The 19,028-nt window shown below is 41.4% G+C and carries 20 protein-coding genes; 10 read left to right on the plus strand and 10 right to left on the minus strand.

The window, feature by feature from the left end:
* Window positions 1–358: 358 nt before the first annotated feature.
* From U3A58_RS06955 to U3A58_RS06975, 5 genes are all read right to left on the minus strand, one after another.
* Entirely contained in the window at window positions 359–955 is a 597-nt protein-coding gene (locus tag U3A58_RS06955; protein WP_323822681.1) for a 3-keto-disaccharide hydrolase, read from the minus strand.
* Window positions 956–1,018: 63 nt separating this feature from the next.
* The gene (locus U3A58_RS06960) at window positions 1,019–1,783 is read right to left on the minus strand and encodes a 3-keto-disaccharide hydrolase (RefSeq protein WP_323822682.1); all 765 of its coding nucleotides are present in this window, start codon (window positions 1,781–1,783) and stop codon (window positions 1,019–1,021) included.
* Window positions 1,784–1,908: 125 nt separating this feature from the next.
* Entirely contained in the window at window positions 1,909–2,667 is a 759-nt protein-coding gene (locus U3A58_RS06965; protein ID WP_323822683.1) for a helical backbone metal receptor, read from the minus strand.
* A 44-nt stretch (window positions 2,668–2,711) separates the two neighbouring features.
* Complete coding sequence (locus U3A58_RS06970; protein ID WP_323822684.1) at window positions 2,712–3,776, minus strand: M42 family metallopeptidase; 1,065 nt, start codon at window positions 3,774–3,776, stop codon at window positions 2,712–2,714.
* Between the two features lie 36 nt (window positions 3,777–3,812).
* A complete protein-coding gene (locus tag U3A58_RS06975; RefSeq protein ID WP_323822685.1) occupies window positions 3,813–5,396 on the minus strand; it encodes an acyl-CoA carboxylase subunit beta in 1,584 nt (527 codons plus the stop codon).
* Window positions 5,397–5,658: 262 nt separating this feature from the next.
* Between U3A58_RS06975 and U3A58_RS06980 the strand changes: the two genes are divergently transcribed.
* The 8 genes from U3A58_RS06980 (at window position 5,659) to U3A58_RS07015 (ending at window position 12,557) form a co-directional block, all read left to right on the plus strand.
* Window positions 5,659–6,603 (plus strand): Ppx/GppA phosphatase family protein, encoded by a 945-nt coding sequence (locus U3A58_RS06980; RefSeq protein ID WP_323822686.1) that lies wholly within the window; start codon window positions 5,659–5,661, stop codon window positions 6,601–6,603.
* Between the two features lie 67 nt (window positions 6,604–6,670).
* The gene (locus U3A58_RS06985; RefSeq protein ID WP_323822687.1) at window positions 6,671–7,741 is read left to right on the plus strand and encodes an Ldh family oxidoreductase; all 1,071 of its coding nucleotides are present in this window, start codon (window positions 6,671–6,673) and stop codon (window positions 7,739–7,741) included.
* 89 nt (window positions 7,742–7,830) lie between these two features.
* Window positions 7,831–8,046 carry a hypothetical protein gene (locus U3A58_RS06990; RefSeq protein WP_323822688.1) on the plus strand — a complete coding sequence of 72 codons (216 nt, stop codon included), beginning with the start codon at window positions 7,831–7,833 and terminating at the stop codon, window positions 8,044–8,046.
* Window positions 8,046–8,498, plus strand: coding sequence for a nucleotidyltransferase (locus U3A58_RS06995; RefSeq protein WP_323822689.1), 453 nt, complete (start codon window positions 8,046–8,048; stop codon window positions 8,496–8,498). The genes U3A58_RS06990 and U3A58_RS06995 overlap by 1 nt, the downstream gene beginning before the upstream one ends.
* A 12-nt stretch (window positions 8,499–8,510) precedes the next feature.
* Window positions 8,511–8,972, plus strand: a complete 462-nt coding sequence (locus tag U3A58_RS07000) for a hypothetical protein (RefSeq protein ID WP_323822690.1) — start codon at window positions 8,511–8,513, stop codon at window positions 8,970–8,972.
* Window positions 8,973–9,117: 145 nt separating this feature from the next.
* Entirely contained in the window at window positions 9,118–10,485 is a 1,368-nt protein-coding gene (locus U3A58_RS07005) for a Gfo/Idh/MocA family protein (RefSeq protein WP_323822691.1), read from the plus strand.
* 119 nt (window positions 10,486–10,604) lie between these two features.
* Window positions 10,605–11,972 (plus strand): Gfo/Idh/MocA family oxidoreductase, encoded by a 1,368-nt coding sequence (locus U3A58_RS07010; RefSeq protein WP_323822692.1) that lies wholly within the window; start codon window positions 10,605–10,607, stop codon window positions 11,970–11,972.
* A gap of 90 nt (window positions 11,973–12,062) precedes the next feature.
* Window positions 12,063–12,557 (plus strand): GNAT family N-acetyltransferase, encoded by a 495-nt coding sequence (locus U3A58_RS07015; protein WP_323822693.1) that lies wholly within the window; start codon window positions 12,063–12,065, stop codon window positions 12,555–12,557.
* Between the two features lie 49 nt (window positions 12,558–12,606).
* Here the strand turns inward: U3A58_RS07015 and truA are convergent, their stop codons facing one another.
* Both truA and U3A58_RS07025 read right to left on the minus strand, forming a co-directional pair.
* Complete coding sequence (gene truA / locus U3A58_RS07020; protein WP_323822694.1) at window positions 12,607–13,443, minus strand: tRNA pseudouridine(38-40) synthase TruA; 837 nt, start codon at window positions 13,441–13,443, stop codon at window positions 12,607–12,609.
* A gap of 19 nt (window positions 13,444–13,462) precedes the next feature.
* Window positions 13,463–14,668 (minus strand): CehA/McbA family metallohydrolase domain-containing protein, encoded by a 1,206-nt coding sequence (locus U3A58_RS07025; protein ID WP_323822695.1) that lies wholly within the window; start codon window positions 14,666–14,668, stop codon window positions 13,463–13,465.
* Between the two features lie 289 nt (window positions 14,669–14,957).
* Between U3A58_RS07025 and U3A58_RS07030 the strand changes: the two genes are divergently transcribed.
* Together U3A58_RS07030 and U3A58_RS07035 are read left to right on the plus strand one after the other, a co-directional pair.
* Window positions 14,958–15,236, plus strand: coding sequence for a hypothetical protein (locus U3A58_RS07030; RefSeq protein WP_323822696.1), 279 nt, complete (start codon window positions 14,958–14,960; stop codon window positions 15,234–15,236).
* Entirely contained in the window at window positions 15,233–15,688 is a 456-nt protein-coding gene (locus U3A58_RS07035; protein ID WP_323822697.1) for a PIN domain-containing protein, read from the plus strand. The genes U3A58_RS07030 and U3A58_RS07035 overlap by 4 nt, the downstream gene beginning before the upstream one ends.
* 50 nt (window positions 15,689–15,738) lie before the next feature.
* Here the strand turns inward: U3A58_RS07035 and leuB are convergent, their stop codons facing one another.
* The 3 genes from leuB to leuD are packed head-to-tail and all read right to left on the minus strand — an operon-like array spanning window position 15,739 to window position 18,958.
* Window positions 15,739–16,806 (minus strand): 3-isopropylmalate dehydrogenase, encoded by a 1,068-nt coding sequence (gene leuB / locus U3A58_RS07040; protein WP_323822698.1) that lies wholly within the window; start codon window positions 16,804–16,806, stop codon window positions 15,739–15,741.
* Window positions 16,775–18,361, minus strand: coding sequence for an alpha-isopropylmalate synthase regulatory domain-containing protein (locus U3A58_RS07045; RefSeq protein ID WP_323822699.1), 1,587 nt, complete (start codon window positions 18,359–18,361; stop codon window positions 16,775–16,777). The genes leuB and U3A58_RS07045 overlap by 32 nt, the downstream gene beginning before the upstream one ends.
* A gap of 6 nt (window positions 18,362–18,367) precedes the next feature.
* The gene (leuD, locus tag U3A58_RS07050; protein ID WP_323822700.1) at window positions 18,368–18,958 is read right to left on the minus strand and encodes a 3-isopropylmalate dehydratase small subunit; all 591 of its coding nucleotides are present in this window, start codon (window positions 18,956–18,958) and stop codon (window positions 18,368–18,370) included.
* Window positions 18,959–19,028 lie beyond the last annotated feature (70 nt).

Here is a 19,028-nt window from a genome sequence, read left to right on the forward strand (position 1 = left end):
CCGCAATACCCTCCGCAAATTAATTTCTAAAGTTTTTCAGTGGCCTGAACCCCTCCTGCTTTATCCCCTTCTCTTCAGATGGGTGCGCAAAGGTAAAAGATCATTTTTGACTTCCAAAACCTCCCGCTTAAATTAATAGTTTTTCTACTTACTTGAGCCGCTTTCCGCTCAGCCCCGACACCGTCTGCGTCGTTTGGGAGTGCAAATATCTGCCTTTTTATTTTAGCGGCAAGGGAATATCTAAGGTTTTATCCCCAACTCTCATAATCCCCTGATAAAGAACATGAAAAGTTTTTGCAAAATAAAAATACCCTGAAAAATGAATCTTCAGGGCATTTCAACTATTCCTTATCGCTTATTAAAGCTTTTTCAAAACAATGTTTCGCCAGTAAACCTTAATCCCACCACCATCATGAATCTGTAGGTTAATACCTCCTTTTCCATCTCCTATTTTAGCATCTGAGAAGTTTACCATCTCCACGCCATTCAAATAGGATGTTACATTATCTCCCTTGACTACAATCTTCATTTTGTTCCATTCTCCAAACTTCAAATTCTTGTCTTTTTCCGGATCCGGCTTCACTAACCATCCTCTACCGTATGATTCGTAGATCCCACCAGTATCATTACCCGGAGGAGCAACCTCTACTTGCCAGCCAGAAACCTTAGTCCCATCTACAGTAGATCTAATAAATACCCCCGAGTTACCATTTGCCTCTTGCTTGAATTCTAAGTTTATTTCAAAATCATCATACTCTTCATCTGTCCCTAAGTACCCATACCCTTTATCTGGGCCACTTTCAGAAACCAACAATCCATCTTCCACGTACCACTTTTCTGTTCCATAAATGGTCCAACCTGAAAGATCCTTACCATTAAATAGTTTTACTTTCTTCTGCGCATGGGCAAAATTCACAGTGGCCAGCAACAGCAGCATCACTAATATCTTTTTCATATTTTTATAATTTGTATTTCCAATGTTATGTAAAATCTCGCATGCTTGTAATTATGATCGATTTTATAGTTTTCTAATTTTAATGTTTTTGAACCAAGTCTCTGCGCCATGATCCTGAAGGGAAATCAAACCAGTTTTTGAAATAGCATAATCAGGGAAGTCATTCCACTTGCCAGAATTACGGGCAGCCGTCCACGCTTCTGAGAAAGGAACGAACTCAACTGTCTTCTTTCCATTTAAATAATAGCTCGAACCTTCTTCAGAGAAGATGATTTTTGATGTATTCCATTCTCCTGCAGGTTTAACTGCACCTTCGTAATCAGGTTCAGTCATTGCATAATCCGCGCCAATTGATTGCCATTTCTCTAATGGATCTGCAAAACCAAGCTGATCAATCATCTGATACTCTGGCCCGGTCTCGTAGGGAGCATCGTACTTCGGGTCTTCAACCACGTGATAAAGAACTCCACTATTTCCACCCGGAGCTATTTTCCAAGTCCATTCCATCTCAAACTCTTCAAATTCTACCGGCGCAAAAACAATGTCTCCACCGATATCCCCTCCTTTTCCCAGCGCTTTCAAAGCGCCATCTTCAACTGTCCAGCCATCTGAAGGAAAACTATCTCCATTAAAGGCTCTCCAACCATCTGTATTTGTTCCGTCGAAAAGTAGCATCCAGCCATCAGCTTTTTCCTCCTCTGTAAGAGAGTTTTCCGGCACTAAAACTTCTTCAACAACTGTTTCGGTAACTGAATTTTCAGCTGGCTTAGGGCCGCATGACCAAGCCAAGGCGAATATTGCCACCCATGCATATCTTGTATTTTTCATATTATGGTAATTTTCAAAGTAATTGAACCCAAAAGTTAATTGAAATTTTTAATAAAGTATCTCGCTTAATTAGATTTTTTCACGGGCGGTAGCGCCATTATATTCATGTTATCAAAATACTTGCACTACAGGCGCTCAAAATAAGATCTTGCTTTCAATAACCTGCTTCCATACCATGAAAAAATTTCCCCATCCACTAATTTGATTTTAGCCTTCGGCAATAGCGAATGAAAAAATTTAACGTGCTCCTCACTGAAAGGAAAAGGCTCTGAGCTGAGTAATAGGTGTTCAGGATTCAACTCAACCAACTCCTCAATCGAGAACTGTGGATAGCGGGAAGTTTGGATCAAATTCTCGAAACCTGCAAAGCCCAGCATCTCATTAATAAAGGTATCAACTCCAGCTACCATGATAGGATCGTTCCAAATCAAATAAATGGCCGTTCCCTTCTTAGGAAGTGGTAAAGCAAAATCTAAATTCAATTGCTTGATGATTTCTTCAGCTTTAGCTTTTACGCTTAGCATTTTTCCAAAATCCTCAATCATCTCCAGACTATTCTCCAAGGTATTGATATCACTCATCCAAACAGGATACATTTCCATCAATTTCTCCACTTCGGATTGCTCGTTTTCCTCTTTATTCCCAATAATCAAATCTGGCTCTAAAGAATCTATTACTTCAAACCGGTAATTCTTTGTCCCACCGACTATAGCTTTACGCTTTTTTAAGCCTTTGGGATGAATACAAAACTTGGTTACGCCCACAATTCTTTCTTCCAAACCTAAATCAACCAGCAATTCTGTTTGAGAAGGTACTAGAGAAATGATCCGTTGAGGAGGGTTCGCAATAGAAATACTTCGCTTGAGTTGGTCTATATATTTCATGCCCATAGTTTACCCGACAGCTCAAATGACGCTAAATCCTAGACTTACTTAATGTATTTAAAATCAAATGTGGGGTCAAACTCAAGCAAAAATTCGTACATCAGGTTGATCACTTGCTCGATATCATCCTTACTAGCTGTCTCTACTGTTGTATGCATGTATTTCAAGGGAAGTGAAATCAATGCAGAAGGTACGCCCTCGTTAGAATAAGCAAATGCATCCGTATCTGTTCCTGTCGCCCTTGATGCAGCTGATCGCTGAAAAGGAATCTCATTCCTTCTGGCCGTTGCAATGATAAGATCCAGAAGTTTTTTATGTACAGAAGCACCATAAGTTAAAACAGGCCCTTTCCCAGCTGTAAAATCACCACTTGTAACTTTATTATATAAAGGTGCTGTAGTATCATGACAAACATCCGTAATAATTGCCGCATTGGGTTTGATTTTGTGTGCAATCATTTGTGCTCCACGCAGACCTATTTCTTCTTGTACCGCATTTACTATATAAAGACCAAAGGAGAGTTTCTTTTTGGACTCCTTTATTTTTTTAGCAACCTGAGCAATCATGTATCCGCCTATTCTATTATCAAGTGCTCTTCCTGAATAGAATTTTCCGTTTAATTCGGTTAGCTCATCTTTGAAAGTAATCACACAGCCTACATGAATCCCCATTTCCTCCACTTCTTCTTTAGTTCTGGCGCCAACATCTAGGAAAATATTATCCAAAGTTGGGGCATCTTCTTTTCCCTCTTTCCGAACATGAATAGCAGGCCATCCAAAAACTCCTGGAACCATTCCTTTGTCTGTGTGGATATTCACTCGCATAGATGGCGCAATCATATGATCCGAGCCTCCATTGCGACGCACATATATATAACCGTCCTCTTTGATGTAGCTAACAAACCAGCTGATCTCATCGGCATGGGCTTCTATCACCACTTTGTATTCAGCCGTTGGATTGATGACTGCAACCGCGGTTCCGTAATTGTCAGTAAAATAATCATCCACAAATGGCTTGACATAATCCAGCCAAATCTGCTGACCTGATGATTCAAAACCAGTTGGGGAGGCGTTATTTAAGTATTTATATAAAAAGGTATTCGAATCCATATTGAAAATTGTATTTGAAATTGATAATTGAATGTATTACAAAGGAATATTCCCGTGCTTCTTCCGTGGGATTTTATCCACTTTGTTCTCTAGCATTTTGAAAGCTCTAATTAGTTTAACTCGCGTTTCAGAAGGCATAATGATTTCGTCAATAAAGCCTCTATGAGCTGCTCGATAGGGATTTGCAAATTTAGCCGTGTACTCCTCCACTTTTTCCTGAAGTTTAGCTTCTGGATCTTCGGCTTCTGAGATCTCTTTTTTAAAGATAATTTCCGAAGCACCCTTAGCTCCCATTACTGCAATCTCGGCTGTTGGCCAGGCAAAATTAAGATCGGCGCCGATATGTTTGGAGTTCATTACATCGTATGCACCTCCATAAGCTTTTCTGGTAATAACCGTAATTCTCGGCACGGTGGCCTCCGAAAATGCATACAGCAATTTTGCCCCATTCGTGATTATCCCATTCCATTCTTGATCTGTTCCTGGCAAAAACCCCGGTACATCTACCAAAACTAAAAGCGGGACATTGAAGCTATCACAAGTCCGCACAAATCTTGCCGCTTTGACAGAAGCGTCATTATCCAATACACCTGCCATAGATTGCGGTTGATTACCCACCACGCCTATACTTCTACCAGCCACTCTAGCAAAGCCAACAACAATATTGTCTGCAAAGTTTTCATGTACCTCCAAGAATGAATCCTCATCCACAATACCTCTCACTGCATCGCGCATATCATAGGGTTGATTTGGATTCTCTGGAATCAAGCTGTCCAATTCTTTCCGGCTTTCATCCTTTAACAATTCATAGGAATAAACGGGAGCAATTTCCTCACAGTTTTGAGGCATGTAACTCAAGATCTTTTTTATATGCAGAATACATTCCAACTCATTTGGGCAAGAGAAATGAGTCACGCCACTTTTAGTGCTGTGCGCTGAAGCCCCACCAAGTTCCTCTGCTGTGACATTTTCCTGAGTTACAGTCTTCACCACATTTGGCCCTGTCACAAACATATAAGATGTGTTTTCCACCATCAAGATAAAGTCAGTTATCGCTGGTGAGTAAACCGCTCCTCCTGCACATGGCCCCATGATCGCTGAGATCTGTGGCACCACTCCTGAAGCGAGTGTATTTCTATAAAATATATCGGCATAGCCACCAAGTGAATTCACTCCTTCTTGGATTCTCGCTCCACCAGAATCATTCAATCCAATCACCGGTGCTCCATTTTTCATAGCCATATCCATGATTTTGCAGATTTTCTCGGCATGGGTTTCGGATAACGATCCTCCAAAAACTGTAAAGTCCTGAGAAAATATGTAAACCAGTCGGCCGTTAACCTCTCCATATCCCGTAATCACTCCATCACCAAGGTAATGCTCTTTGTCCAGGCCAAAATCCTTTGCCCTATGCATCACGAATTTGTCAATCTCCTCAAACGTCCCTTCATCAATCAGTAGTTCCACACGCTCTCGGGCGGTGAGTTTGCCTTTCTTATGTTGGGAAGCAATTCGTTTTTCACCTCCTCCAAATAAGGCTTCTGCATTTTTCTTGTTCAGTAATTCGACCTTCCCTTCTTTTCCTGGCAAAGTATAATTGGGTTTATCCTGCTTGCTCATACATTAGTTATTAGACTTGCTCAAATATAGCAGGCTTTGTCAGCTATGGAAAAATTCCTACCCAAATGCGTTTTGTGTAAATGTGTGTTTGTACTAATCGAGAAATATAGATGCGCAAATCGAGTTGGTACAAAAAACACCGCATTAGACTTAGAAGTGCGTTTATCCAGGACTTTTTAAAAAAAAGGGCATTTAAATAAAAGTAGAAAGACCTCATTTCAAATAACTTTCTATATTCGCCCATCCAAAAAATTGGCAGCGTATGAGTACCCGAAAGGCAGCGGTGATAGACATGGGGACCAATACATTTCATTTGTTATTGGTTGAATTAGATGGTGTAAGTTTCAAGACGATTTACAAGGAGAAAATCCCTGTCAAATTGGGAAAAGGTGGCATCAATCAGAATACCCTTGCCGAGGATGCTATAAAACGAGCTTTTCATACGCTCACACATTTCAAAAACCTGATCGATGGCGAGCACATCGATCAGGTTTTTGCTTTTGCTACCAGTGCTGTACGAAATGCAGTAAATGGCCCTGAATTCGTCAAAAAGGTCAAAGAAACCATTGGAATAAACATCCAAGTATTATCCGGCACTGAGGAAGCACAGATGATCTATGAAGGCATCCGACTTTCCGGCTCGCTCAATGGTCAAACAGAACTAATGATGGATATCGGAGGTGGTTCTGTGGAATTCATTATTGGCAATAGTCAAGGATCCCTCTGGAAACAAAGTTTTGAAATAGGAGGTCAGCGTTTGTTGGAACTTTTTCACTACCACGACCCCATTCTCCCAGAAGAAATCGATAAACTGGAAAGTTATTTAGAACAAAAACTCCAGCCATTGATTGAGGCTATTAGCACCTACAAACCAGTTGGGTTAGTGGGTGCTTCAGGGACTTTTGATACGCTGACGGATATTTACTTTGAATCCATGCTACAATGCAAACTCACCGGCCGACATGTATTTGAGTTGCCAGTGGAAGAATACGAAGCTATTCATCGCATAATTTTGAGCAAAAACAAAGAAGAGCGTCTGCTGATTCCTGGAATGATCCCCATGCGTGTCGATATGATTGTAGTTGCGTCGAGCCTGATCGAATTTATTCTGCGGTATATCGAGGTTGATTTTATCACATGTTCTCATTATGCATTGAAAGAAGGTGCTATCGCCTCCTTGCTTGTTCCAGAGCAATCAGCCCTTTAGGGTTTTTCGAAAATTTCCTTTCTTATCTTTGGCTACTAGTTATTTGCCAGTTTAATCTCCTATACTTATGACCTATTCCTATGAACAACTTCACTCATTTACTTTAGGCTTGCTTGACAAAATCGGCTGTCCGGATGAGCAAGCCAAAACGGCTGCTGATGTGTTGCTCTCAGCTGATCTCCGCGGAGTGGATAGTCATGGTGTGGCCAGACTTTCAGGCTATGTAAGATTATGGGAAAAAGGAAGAATCAATGCGACTCCTAATTTACGGGTGGTACATGAGACACCTTCCACTGCGGTGGTGGACGGGGATGGGGGTTTAGGTTTGGTCGTAGCTCCTTATGCGATGAAAGTAGCTATTGAGAAAGCTAAAATTGCCGGGACAGGATGGGTTTCTGTGAAAAACTCTAATCACTACGGCATTGCAGGCTACCATGCCATGCAGGCATTAGATCATGATATGATCGGGATTTCTTTGACAAACGCCAGTCCGCTGGTAGCGCCTACTTTTTCGCAGGAAAGACTATTGGGAACTAATCCCATTGCAGTGGCAATACCTGCCAAAGATCAACCACCATTTGTAGCAGATTTGGCCACAACTACGGCTGCTAATGGGAAGTTGGAAATTTTGCAACGGAAAGGCATGGACACTCCAACGGGATGGGTGCAGGATAAAAATGGCAATCCAACTACCTCTGCCAATGGCGTAAAAGACGGAGGAGCTTTACTTCCACTCGGTGGCGATCGGGAGCATGGATCACATAAGGGCTATGCGCTTGGTTCAATCGTTGATATTTTTTCAGCAGTGCTTTCGGGAGCCAATTATGGACCATGGGTTCCGCCATTCGTGGCATTCTTAGAGCCAGATCCCAATCCAGTCGGTGAAGGAATCGGACACTTTTTTGGAGCGATGCGTGTAGATGCATTCCGTCCTGCAGATGAATTTAAAGCGCACATGGACAATTGGATCACTCGATTCCGTGCAGCCAAACCGACACCTGGAAATGAAAAAGTTTTGATCCCTGGAGATCCTGAACGGGAACTGGAAGCTATTCGTATGAAAGAAGGAATTCCATTGCTTGATCCCGTGGTCAAGGATTTGACTGAATTGGGAGAACGGTTTGGTGTGAAGTTTTAGGAGCGGGAAGACAGGAAACGGAAGATGGGAGTTGGGTGATTAAGAAGTTTCGTCGAATTCTTACCTTAGTAAGGTTCAAACAATTATTCATGCCTGATTCTACTCAAAAATTTCGTCTCGACCGCTCCGCCTTCAAAGCAAGAAATGCTTCTGAACAAGTTAATTATGGGGAAGAATACAGGAATTTGACTTGGCAAGAAAGGATGCGAATCCATAAGTACCTTAATAGCATAGCTTACGGGTACGATTTAGAAAATCCACCTAGGATGGACAGATCTGCTTTCTGCATGAAATCCAGAAAATAATGGGAAATATTTTTGAAGATGATTTTCGCGATTTTTTAAAAGCATTAAATCACCAAGAAGTAGATTACATACTCGTTGGTGGGTTCTCTGTGATTATTCATGGATACGCTAGAACTACCGGTGATATGGATTTATGGGTTCGAAAAACTGAAAACAACTATAAAAAGCTTGTAGATGCATTTTATGAATTTGGAATGCCTGTCTTCGATATGACTTTGGAAAATTTCTTGAATCATCCTGATTGGGACGTGTTTTCCTTTGGAAAATCCCCGGTAGCCATTGATATCATGACGGCGGTAAAGGGTTTAGACTTCAATAAAACTTTTGAACAAGCAAAGATATTTGACGATGGTGGCTTAAAAGTCAGAACAATTCATAAAAATGATTTAATTAAAGCCAAAACTGCTTCTAATAGACCTAAGGATCAAGATGACTTGGATAATTTACAATAGCAACCCAAAAACATGTCCCTCTTCTACCTCACTCCACAACCCTCTTTCGAAGAAAATCCAAAACTTGCCAAAGCATCTCATAATTTAAGTTCTCTTTTAGATGCACTTAGAGTTAAAAAAATACCTGCTGCCACCGAGTCCCAAATCAATGAAATCGTGACGGGAGTGAATAATTTCCTAGGCCCAGATCCCCAACTGATTAAGCAAATCACTTCTGCGCAATCAGCCATCCTCAAGCTCCTAGAGAATGAACTTGGAATAGTTTCCAAAAACTATTATCAACTCCAATGGCTGGCTCTGGGAATGGCTGCTTTTGGAATCCCTTTAGGAGTTACTTTTGGTGCTGCGTTGGGAAATATGGCATTTTTAGGAATTGGACTTCCGATTGGAATGGCTATCGGAATAGCAGTGGGTACATCAAAAGATAAACAAGCTCAGGAAGAAGGAAGGCAATTGGATTGGACTGCCAAATAATTTTTGGAAGTAATCCTTAACTCAGAGTACCAATTAAAATGGGTGGTTTATTTTCCTCTCAAAACTTATGCACGTCCTAAAACTTCTTGTCATTGTTTGAGCTTTTTGTAATTTGATGCACTATTTTCCTCCAACCCAAAAACCTATGAATCCCCTAAACCGAAGAGAATTTTTAAAAGGAAGTGCCACCATGATGTCTCTGGCCAGTTTTGGCTTGCTTGGCATGGACTTTAAAGACCGGGAAGGTCCACTGCAAGTAGCACTGATCGGTACAGGATGGTATGGTAAGTCTGATCTTTTCCGGTTGATACAAGTGGCAGAGGTAGAAGTGGTTGGGCTTTGTGATGTGGACAGCAAGCAGTTGGCAGAGGCTGGAAGATTAGTATCAACAAGACAAAAGTCAGGAAAAGTCCCAGCACTTTACGAAGATTACAAAGAGCTTCTGGCCAAAGAAAAACCTGAATATGTGTTGATAGGAACACCTGATCACTGGCATGCTCTTCAGGCGATAGACTCCCTAAAGGCTGGGGCACATGTTTATTTGCAAAAACCAATTTCTGTAGATGTGATCGAAGGCGAAGCGATTTTGGCGGCAGCTAGAAAGTACGACCGCAAAGTTCAGATCGGAACACAGCGCAGAAGCACGCCACACCTCGTTCAAGCAAAGACGGAAATAATCGATTCGGGAAAGCTCGGTAAAATCTCCCATGCGGAGGTCTGCTGCTATTACCATATGCGAAATAGAAGCCATCCAGACGTTACCCCAGTTCCAGAAAACCTAAACTATGAGCTGTGGGCTGGTCCTGCTCCTATGCTTCCATATCGTGGGATTTTGCATAGAGGCTGGCGGGCATTTATGGAATACGGTAATGGCATCGTGGGCGACATGTGTGTACACATGCTGGATGCCGTGCGCTGGATGCTGGATTTGGGCTGGCCTGTACAGGTGACTTCCACCGGGGGGATCTATATGGACAACGATTCCATTTCCAATATTGCGGATACCCAAACAGCGCTTTTTGAATTTGACAAAATGAATGTAGTCTGGCAGCACCGCACCTGGGGAAACCCTGTGGACAAGGATTATCCTTGGGCTTTTAAGATTTACGGAGAAAATGGCATGCTAGCAGGAAGTCCTATGCGGGCAGATTACTACCCTGAAGGAAAGGAAAATGGTGAACCAATCCATTATCCAGTAGTGCTGGAGAAAGAGCAATATCCAGAAGATGTCACTGAAAAAGACATTGAAATCCATGCGGCACCAGCGACTAGAGAACAATTGAAAGACTGGCTTCAGTCAATTGAAAAAGACACCTTGCCGGTTGCTGACGTTCTCCAGGGTCACATTTCCACAGCATCCTGCATTTTGGCAAATATGTCTATGGAACTTAATGGAAGACCACTAAAATATGATCCCAAAACCATGACAGTGGTGGGTGATGAGGAAGCTACTGATCTTTTGAGAAGACCTTATCGGGATGCTTATACACATCCGGAGCCAGATCAAGTTTGAGTTTGAAATTAAAAATCTCAGCTATCAAATTCATTCTTTTTCCATTCATCTAATTCTAGTTGCTAAGGTTTTGACTTTTTGTAACTTATAAGCCAAAATAACCCTCAAACCCTTAATTTATGAATTCATTTAATCGAAGAGATTTCCTAAAAGGCTCTTCCGCTTTGGCAACCCTCGCAAGTTTCGGCCTTCTAGGGATGGATTTCAAAGACCGAGAAGGCCCTCTACAAGTAGCATTAATCGGTGCAGGCTGGTATGGGAAATCAGACCTTTTTCGCCTCATTCAAGTAGCAGATGTGGAAGTAGTCGGACTATGCGATCCAGACAAAAATATGCTAAAAGCTGCTGGAGAAATGGTCGCAACCCGCCAAAAGTCAGGAAAAGTACCTGCGCTCTATGAAGACTATAAAGAACTTTTAGCTAAGGAAAAACCTGAGTATGTTTTGATCGGATCGCCTGATCACTGGCATGCTCTTCAGGCAATTGACTCGTTAAAAGCCGGAGCGCACGTTTATGTGCAAAAGCCGATTTCAGTTGACGTAATAGAAGGTGAAGCGATGATCGCAGCCGCCAGAAAATACAAAAAAGTGGTCCAAGTAGGAACCCAGCGCAAAAGCACCCCGCATTTGATCGATGCAAAGGAGCAGATCATTGACACAGGAAAGCTAGGCAAGATTTCTCATGTGGAAGTTTGCTGCTATTTTCACATGCGTGCCAATGGCAATCCGCCAGTCGAGCCCATTCCGGATTTTTTAAATTATGACCTTTGGACAGGCCCTGCTCCAATGAGACCATACGATGGTTTACCACATAGACGTTGGTGGAGAACATTTATGGAATATGGAAATGGCATCACAGGTGATATGTGTGTGCATATGCTGGATACTGTTCGATGGATGCTTAAACTTGGCTGGCCAACCCAGATCACTTCCACTGGCGGAATCTTTGTTCAGAAAGAGGGGAAATCAAATATTTCAGATACGCAATCAGCAATTTTCGAATATCCAGAGCTCAATGTAGTTTGGCAACACCGAACTTGGGGAAATCCAGACGACCCCGAGTATCCATGGGCCTTTAAAATTTTTGGTGAAAAAGGAATGCTGGCTGGAAGTACTATGCAGGCAGATTACACTCCATTAGATAAGGATGAAAAGCCGATACATTTTGATTGCCTTTTCGAACGAGAGAAATATCCAGAAGATTTGAATGAGCCTGATATCGAGCTGAATGCAGCTCCAGCCACTCGACTCCACATGCAGGATTGGTTGAAAGCGATCCAAAATAACTCACTGCCTGTTGCTGACATTGAAGATGGGCATATTTCTACAGCATCATGTATTCTGGCTAATATTTCCATGGACTTGGGCGGTCGAGCGTTGAAATACGATCCAAAGAGCATGACAGTAATTGGCGATAAAGAAGCGACCGAAAGATTGAGAAGACCTTACAGAAAAGGCTATATACATCCAGAACCTAAAAAAGTATAAAAATCTTCAACATTACTCCTCATCAAGACCGATCTTTTATCTTAAAGGTCGGTTTTCTTACTTTTATACCTGTTTCAACTAATCTTAAAAATGGTAACTATCGTTCCTGCCCAAAAAAGAGAGCTAATCCATGTTCAATCCATAGCACATCGAACTTGGCCAGATACTTTTAAAAACATTCTCAACCCAGAACAAATTGATTACATGCTCAAGTGGATGTATAGCTTGGAGACACTTGAGCAGCAGGCAAGTGATGAATATCATTTTCATTTTGCTGATGAGGATGGGGAGAAATTGGGGTTCGCAGGTTTTGAACTCAATCAGGAACCCGGGAAGACAAAAATCCATAAGATCTACATTTTGCCAACCGCTCAAGGGAAAGGCATTGGAAAGAAATTGATCAATGCAATCAAAGAAATTGCTTTGGAAAATGAGCAGACCAGTCTGCTGCTAAACGTCAATAAATACAATCAAGGAGCGATTGACTTCTACGAATACTTGGGCTTTATTAAGATTAAAGAGGAAATCATCGACATAGGAAATGGTTATGTGATGGATGATTATGTGTTTGAGTTAAAGCTTTGAGTTTTTTTTATCTCGAAACGGCGCAGCGACGCAACCAAAAATTCATCTCTCATAAATTCCGTAAGATCGTTTCCCAAAGCACCAATCCATTCACTGGTGCTGGAGGTAATTTCTCAAAACCCTCAGGGGATTCAAACCGAGCAGAGATTTCTGATAAATCTATTTCTCCTTTGCCTATTTGCCAAATGGCAGACATCACCATCCGCACTTGATGATGAAGAAAACCTGATCCAGTGATTTCGAAGTAATAAATTTTCTGTGGAAAAAACTGCCCGAGAAATTCTTTTGATGTAAAAATACCAGCCGAAAGTACCTCTCGTTTATAATCAGTCTTGTTTTCCGAAGGCTTGCAAAACGCTCGGAAGTCATGATTTCCGACAAACATTTGACACGCTTCCTCCATGGATTCCCAATTCAACTTTCCTGCTACATTGACTATCAAAGCTGAAGCAAAAGGATGGAAATCTTTGGAGTTTGAGAAATAATAGCGGTAGGTTTTCTGGCTGACTGACTGGATCAGATTGAAGTTAGCACTCACGTCTTGCACTGAATTTAGTTGAATATCCTGTGGAAGATGCGCATTGAATTCTGGCAATAAGGAATTCATATCTACTTTTTCCCGAAGGAAAATCTGTACAAATCCCCCAACACAAGAAACCCCCGAGTCCGTTCTGCTAGCTCCGATCAGAGAAAAATCCTCATGACTGAGCACATGTCGCAGTACTCGCTCCAATCTCCGCTGCACAGTCAGCTGATTAGGTTGAGGTGCCCAGCCTTTATATCGGGCACCGTAGTAGGAAATGGAAAAAAGGTAGGAAAATGGGCGTGATTGCAAGGAATAAATGATTTCTGATTTGAGAATATGCCCAAGTTCGCTCAAATCCACGAAGTACTCAAGAATTTAATCAATACTGCTTTACTGGCTGTGTCCAGGCAACTTCCATATCGCCTAACTGATATGGATTTTCTTTCGGTTTGGAAGAAATGATTTTAGCACGGACGTACATATCATCTGCCTCTAGGCTGTAAGATGCTTTTTCCCCATTCTCCTCATCCAGCAATACACCAGTAGATTCAGGGTTAGATTTCTTTGTGCCAAAAAACTGAATTGTATAAGTGATTCCCTCTTCGGGTTTAACGTCAACATTGAGCACTTCCCCATCAAAATCAATAGACTCCAAAGTCACTCCAGTGCTGGAGTAAAAATCTCCAAGCTCCATTGCTTCAACGAGAGAAGCCGGATCCAAACTTTCCGCCAAAACCATTACCCACCCTCTGCCTGGATTACTGCTATTTTGATCGAAAACATGGTAATTATGTGAATCGTCCACCGCCAAACCATATAGTAGTGGCTTCTCATCTTCCAGATAAGCTACCTGAACTTGATCCCAAAGAGCCTCCATGCCTGGACGAAGTGAATCGCCATAATTATGAACGAGTGGGTGACCATTATACACTTCGAAAAATCGCTCACCATCCAAAGCAATAATATCCTCAGGCGTAATTGCCCAGATAAAATTAGGGTGGTTGATATGCAAAAACATAGGTACACCCGTGGAATCACGCTGAGCTTTTACCTTGTCCAGACTTCTTTGCATAACTTCAGAAACTGAATTTCCGCCCTGTGGGGTTATCTCCTTTTGGACATTCGTCACATTCATATGAATAGGCTTCTTATCGAATGAATCTGATAATTCCTGAGATTGAATGATCAGAAATTCACCGGGCTCTTCAAACATAGGAGCATATTCTGCTAATGTTTTCAATTTGACTTCAATCCTACCTGCCAAATCTTCTCTAGATATCACCTGATCACCGTACTTCTCAACATACTTTTGATAGCCCATTTCATGTGATGGGGATTTTGGAATCAGCTTCCATTTTTCACCCTCTGCTAAAATATTATGATCAGATAAAACCACAAAGTCGTATTCATGCGACTTGTACCAATCCATAATCATTTCCGGATAATCATCCCCGTCAGACCAATAAGAATGGGTATGGAGATTGCCTTTATACCATTGTTTAGAAGATTCCTCAACTTTCTCTGTAGGCTTACAGGAAACAAAACTTAAAGCAAAAAGCATAAAAATTAAAGGAAGATATTTCATTGTAATCAAGTTATTGATGAACTTTAAATATAACAAGGACTTTTAAATGAAAGGTTAACCCAAGCTTATCATAACTTTGGGCATTAAAAAACCACCCAACTGCTAAAGTATTTTTTTGAGATTTGATAATAAATATCAAATAGTTTGGCGAAAGTACCGGACTTACTTAGAGTCCAGAATGATCAGAATTTATTTAAATGAATCATGGATTCAGGTATGCATTGCTCATTTATTATGATCAATGTGGCAGAAATTAAATTGAGATTTGATAAATTGGAAAAAAATAGAAATGGAACTATCTCTTAAAGAAATCTTTGAAGCAGCGAAAAAGCAATTTGCGGAATTGATCAATATTCAGGAATCCGATTTTCGGCTTGAACAAATAGAATTTAAAAAAGAAGAAAAGGCATGGGATGTTGTTGTTTCATATCTACAGGAAAATAAAAACAGGGGTAGCTCAGCAGTTTCAGTCTTTAGCTTTCTACCTTATGAAAGAATATATAAGAGACTGAAAATCGATGAAAATAAAGAAGTGGTTGGAATCTACATGTTTTCCGAGTCAAAATGATTTTTATAGACACCAATGCTTTGATACTTTTAGTCGTAGGCCTTATTGACAAATCACTAATTTCTACCCATAAAAGAACTTCAATTTTCGAATCAATTGACTTTGAAAACTTGACTTTTTTAATTGGAAGCTTGGAAAGAATATTGACAACCCCAAATGTCTTGACGGAAGTTGACAACCTTCTAAATAACTTTCAAAAAGGGCATCGTTGGACTTACTACCAAGTTTTAAAAGAATTGATTTCAAAATCAACTGAGAGATTTATAGAGTCAAAATCCAATTTGGAGTCTCAAGCTTTTTTTGATCTTGGATTAACAGATTCAGGAGTTCTAGAAATCTGCAAAGAATGTGATTTTCTGATAACTGGGGATTCCAAACTTGCAGACTATGCAAACGCGTATGGGATAAAAGTGGTAGACTTAAAAAAAATCAGAAATGATAGATTAAACTAGAAAGCCACATCATTCCTAAGTTGGCTTTCTAGTTTTTGTAAGAATCGTGATTACCCCAAAATCTTAGCGGCCAGCCAGTCTCCAACTTCAGAAGTCTTGTATGCCGTACCGCCATCAGCAATATCTTCGGTCACATAGCCTTCTTCAAGAGAAAGGTTCACCACGTCGGAAATCATCTTAGCTTCCTCTTTCAGATCAAATGCATAATCAAACATCATGGCTGCCGAAAGAACTGTCGCCAAAGGATTAGCAATGTCTTTACCAGCCGCCTGAGGATATGAACCGTGAATCGGCTCAAACAATTTGATAGATGTCCCCAAAGATGCAGATGGCATCAAGCCCATAGATCCTGAAATCACAGATGCCTCATCAGTCAAGATATCACCAAACAAGTTTTCCGTGATTAGCACATCATACGCTTTTGGCCACTGGATCAATCGCATCGCTACTGCATCTACAAATTCATATTCTACTTTCACATCTGGATATTCTGGAGCGAGTTCCTGCACCGTTTCTCTCCAAAGTCTGGAAGTAGCCATCACATTTGCTTTGTCCACACAAGTCAGAAGCTTTCTCCTTTTTTGCGCAGCTTCAAATCCCATTCTAGCTAAGCGAACAATCTCAAACTTGCTGTACACGTTGGTATCAAACGCCTTAGTGCCTTGCTCATTTCTTCCTCTTGGTTCGCCGAAGTAAATCCCTCCGGTTAATTCTCTGAAGAACACAAAGTCAACACCATCAACACGATCCAACTTCAAGGGAGATTTGTGCACCAGAGAAGGGAAAGTAAATGTAGGACGAACATTGGCAAACAAGCCCAATTTCTGACGCATCAACAGCAATCCTTGCTCTGGGCGAACCTTAGCCTTGGGGTCATTATCATATTTAGGATCACCGATGGCTCCGAAAAGAACTGCATCCGAAGCTGCAGCGATCTCATGCGTGGAGTCTGGATAGGGCTCACCAGTTGCATCTATTGCAGCGGCTCCTACTACAGCTTCTGTAAAAGTGATTTCGTGTCCGAATTTTTGGCCGATAGCTTTCACTACTTTCACAGCCTGGTCGATTACTTCAGGTCCGATGCCGTCACCTGGCAACAGCGCGATATTCATTTCCATAAAACTTGGATTCTTCTTTCGTTGGTGTATGATTAAATGAGTCGAAGATGTTCAGCATTTTCTCCGTGGCCATCATCGCTGCCACTGTTTGATCGGGATCTAGCCCTTTAGTTTTAAATATTTTCCCATAATCCCAAGTGATGACAGTCTCTACGAAAGCATCAGTTTTTCCTCCCGGAGGAATGGAAACATGGTAATCGGTCAACTTAGGTAATTGTCTTTTACGGGATTTATAGATCTTTTTGACTGCCCGCATAAAGGAATCATACTGACCATCTCCAGTTGCGGTCGCATCGTATGACTTCCCATAAATATTCAATCTCAGCTGCACCGAAGGCTTTAATCCTTTGGAATGAGTCATATGATAGCCTTCAATAAAGATATTTTTGGAAATGGAATTATTCTGCAACACATCAGAAATGATATATGGCAAATCTTCAGTAGTAACGCGCTCCTTTTTATCACCGAGTTCGATGATGCGCTGAGTTACTTTTGCGAGCTCATCTTTTTCCAAAGAAATTCCCAATTCCTCTAGATTCTTCAGGATATTAGCTTTCCCGGAGGTTTTTCCAAGGGCATATTTCCGTTGGCGACCAAATCGCTCAGGAAGTAAATCGTTGAAATACAGATTCTTTTTATTGTCCCCGTCAGCGTGAATCCCAGCGGTCTGGGTGAAGACATTCTCCCCCACCACTGGTTTATTCGCCGAAATATGCTGACCGGAAAATTGCTCAACCAATTTGCTTACGCGGTAGATTTTTTGCTCCTGCACATTGATTTGAAGATCTGTGAAATCTTTGATCACAGCAATAACCGACTCAAGGGGAGCATTTCCTGCTCTTTCCCCAAGTCCATTGACAGTGGTGTGAATTCCTGATGCACCGTGCATAATCGCTTCCATCACATTGGCAACAGAAAGATCGTAGTCATTGTGTGCATGGAAGTCGAAATGTGCCTGAGGAAACCGTGTACAGATATGAATGAAAAAACTCCTTGTTTCTTCCGGAGAAAGCAGTCCCAAAGTATCTGGGAGCATAATTCTCTTAATAGGTAGCGTAAGCAGGAATTCTATCAATGCCAGTGTATATTCTTGCGAATTACGCATGCCATTTGACCAATCTTCCAAGTACACATTTACATCAATCCCATTCTCTTGGGCATATTCTATGCTCCTTTGAATATCATTGAAATGCTCCTCTTGAGTTTTTTTCAACTGATGAATCAGATGATTATAAGAACCTTTAGTAAGCAAGTTCATCACCTTGGCACCAGCTTTCAAAATCCAATTCACCGAAGCAGGGGTATCTACAAAACCCAAAACCTCCACACGATCCAGGTAACCTTTCTCGGTTGCCCAATGGGTGATTTTCTGCACTCCTTCCAATTCACCATCTGAAACCCTCGCTGAAGCCACCTCTATACGATCCACCTTCAATTCATCCAGCAAAAGTTTAGCGATCTGCAGCTTTTCAGAAGGCAAAAAAGAAACGCTCGAGGTCTGCTCACCATCCCTCAGCGTTGTATCCATTATTTCAATGCGCTTCCCTGCGGTCATTTTCACTTATTTATCCGCTGCAAACGCGTCGATTTCCTCTGACATATTCAATAAATAGTCGATGTCGTCGAAGCCATTTTGCATGTTATCTTTCTTGTATTCATTGATATCAAAAGACTCTGAATCTCCAGTGGTATCCAAAGTGATCTTCTGTGAAGGAATATCTACTGTGATAGTCGCAGCAGGATTAGCAGTAATCGTTTCCAGCAATTTATCTGCGAATAGCGGAGAAACCGTCACAGGCAACACTCCGATATTTAGGCAGTTATTTTTGAAAATATCTGCAAAAAAGCTAGAAACTACACATCTGAAACCGTAATCATAAAGCGCCCAAACGGCATGCTCACGGCTAGATCCAGAACCGAAATTCCTTCCGGAAACCAAGATTTTGCCGCTGTACGTGGGATCGTTCAGGACAAAATCCTTTTTGGGATTTCCCTCCACATCATATCTCCAGTCACGGAAAAGATTGTCGCCAAAACCTTCACGCTCAGTAGCCTTCAGGAATCGAGCTGGGATGATTTGATCTGTATCGACATTATCTGTCGGTAAAGGAACCGCAGTGCTCGTGAGAACAGTAAATTTATCGTAAGCCATTTTTATTTAATTAAAAGATTGGAAAAACCTGTCCGCCGTGGCGGATAGGAAGATTGGAAAATTGATAAGC

Source organism: Algoriphagus persicinus (assembly GCF_035156415.1).
Taxonomy (GTDB): domain Bacteria; phylum Bacteroidota; class Bacteroidia; order Cytophagales; family Cyclobacteriaceae; genus Algoriphagus; species Algoriphagus persicinus.

Coding starts and splice junctions, on each gene's coding strand:
- U3A58_RS06955 (WP_323822681.1), bottom strand. CDS start 955: ATGAAAAAGATATTAGTGATGCTGCTGTTGCTGGCCACTGTGAATTTT.
- U3A58_RS06960 (WP_323822682.1), bottom strand. CDS start 1,783: ATGAAAAATACAAGATATGCATGGGTGGCAATATTCGCCTTGGCTTGG.
- U3A58_RS06965 (WP_323822683.1), bottom strand. CDS start 2,667: ATGAAATATATAGACCAACTCAAGCGAAGTATTTCTATTGCGAACCCT.
- U3A58_RS06970 (WP_323822684.1), bottom strand. CDS start 3,776: ATGGATTCGAATACCTTTTTATATAAATACTTAAATAACGCCTCCCCA.
- U3A58_RS06975 (WP_323822685.1), bottom strand. CDS start 5,396: ATGAGCAAGCAGGATAAACCCAATTATACTTTGCCAGGAAAAGAAGGG.
- U3A58_RS06980 (WP_323822686.1), top strand. CDS start 5,659: ATGAGTACCCGAAAGGCAGCGGTGATAGACATGGGGACCAATACATTT.
- U3A58_RS06985 (WP_323822687.1), top strand. CDS start 6,671: ATGACCTATTCCTATGAACAACTTCACTCATTTACTTTAGGCTTGCTT.
- U3A58_RS06990 (WP_323822688.1), top strand. CDS start 7,831: ATGCCTGATTCTACTCAAAAATTTCGTCTCGACCGCTCCGCCTTCAAA.
- U3A58_RS06995 (WP_323822689.1), top strand. CDS start 8,046: ATGGGAAATATTTTTGAAGATGATTTTCGCGATTTTTTAAAAGCATTA.
- U3A58_RS07000 (WP_323822690.1), top strand. CDS start 8,511: ATGTCCCTCTTCTACCTCACTCCACAACCCTCTTTCGAAGAAAATCCA.
- U3A58_RS07005 (WP_323822691.1), top strand. CDS start 9,118: ATGAATCCCCTAAACCGAAGAGAATTTTTAAAAGGAAGTGCCACCATG.
- U3A58_RS07010 (WP_323822692.1), top strand. CDS start 10,605: ATGAATTCATTTAATCGAAGAGATTTCCTAAAAGGCTCTTCCGCTTTG.
- U3A58_RS07015 (WP_323822693.1), top strand. CDS start 12,063: ATGGTAACTATCGTTCCTGCCCAAAAAAGAGAGCTAATCCATGTTCAA.
- U3A58_RS07025 (WP_323822695.1), bottom strand. CDS start 14,668: ATGAAATATCTTCCTTTAATTTTTATGCTTTTTGCTTTAAGTTTTGTT.
- U3A58_RS07030 (WP_323822696.1), top strand. CDS start 14,958: ATGGAACTATCTCTTAAAGAAATCTTTGAAGCAGCGAAAAAGCAATTT.
- U3A58_RS07035 (WP_323822697.1), top strand. CDS start 15,233: ATGATTTTTATAGACACCAATGCTTTGATACTTTTAGTCGTAGGCCTT.
- leuB (WP_323822698.1), bottom strand. CDS start 16,806: ATGGAAATGAATATCGCGCTGTTGCCAGGTGACGGCATCGGACCTGAA.
- U3A58_RS07045 (WP_323822699.1), bottom strand. CDS start 18,361: ATGACCGCAGGGAAGCGCATTGAAATAATGGATACAACGCTGAGGGAT.
- leuD (WP_323822700.1), bottom strand. CDS start 18,958: ATGGCTTACGATAAATTTACTGTTCTCACGAGCACTGCGGTTCCTTTA.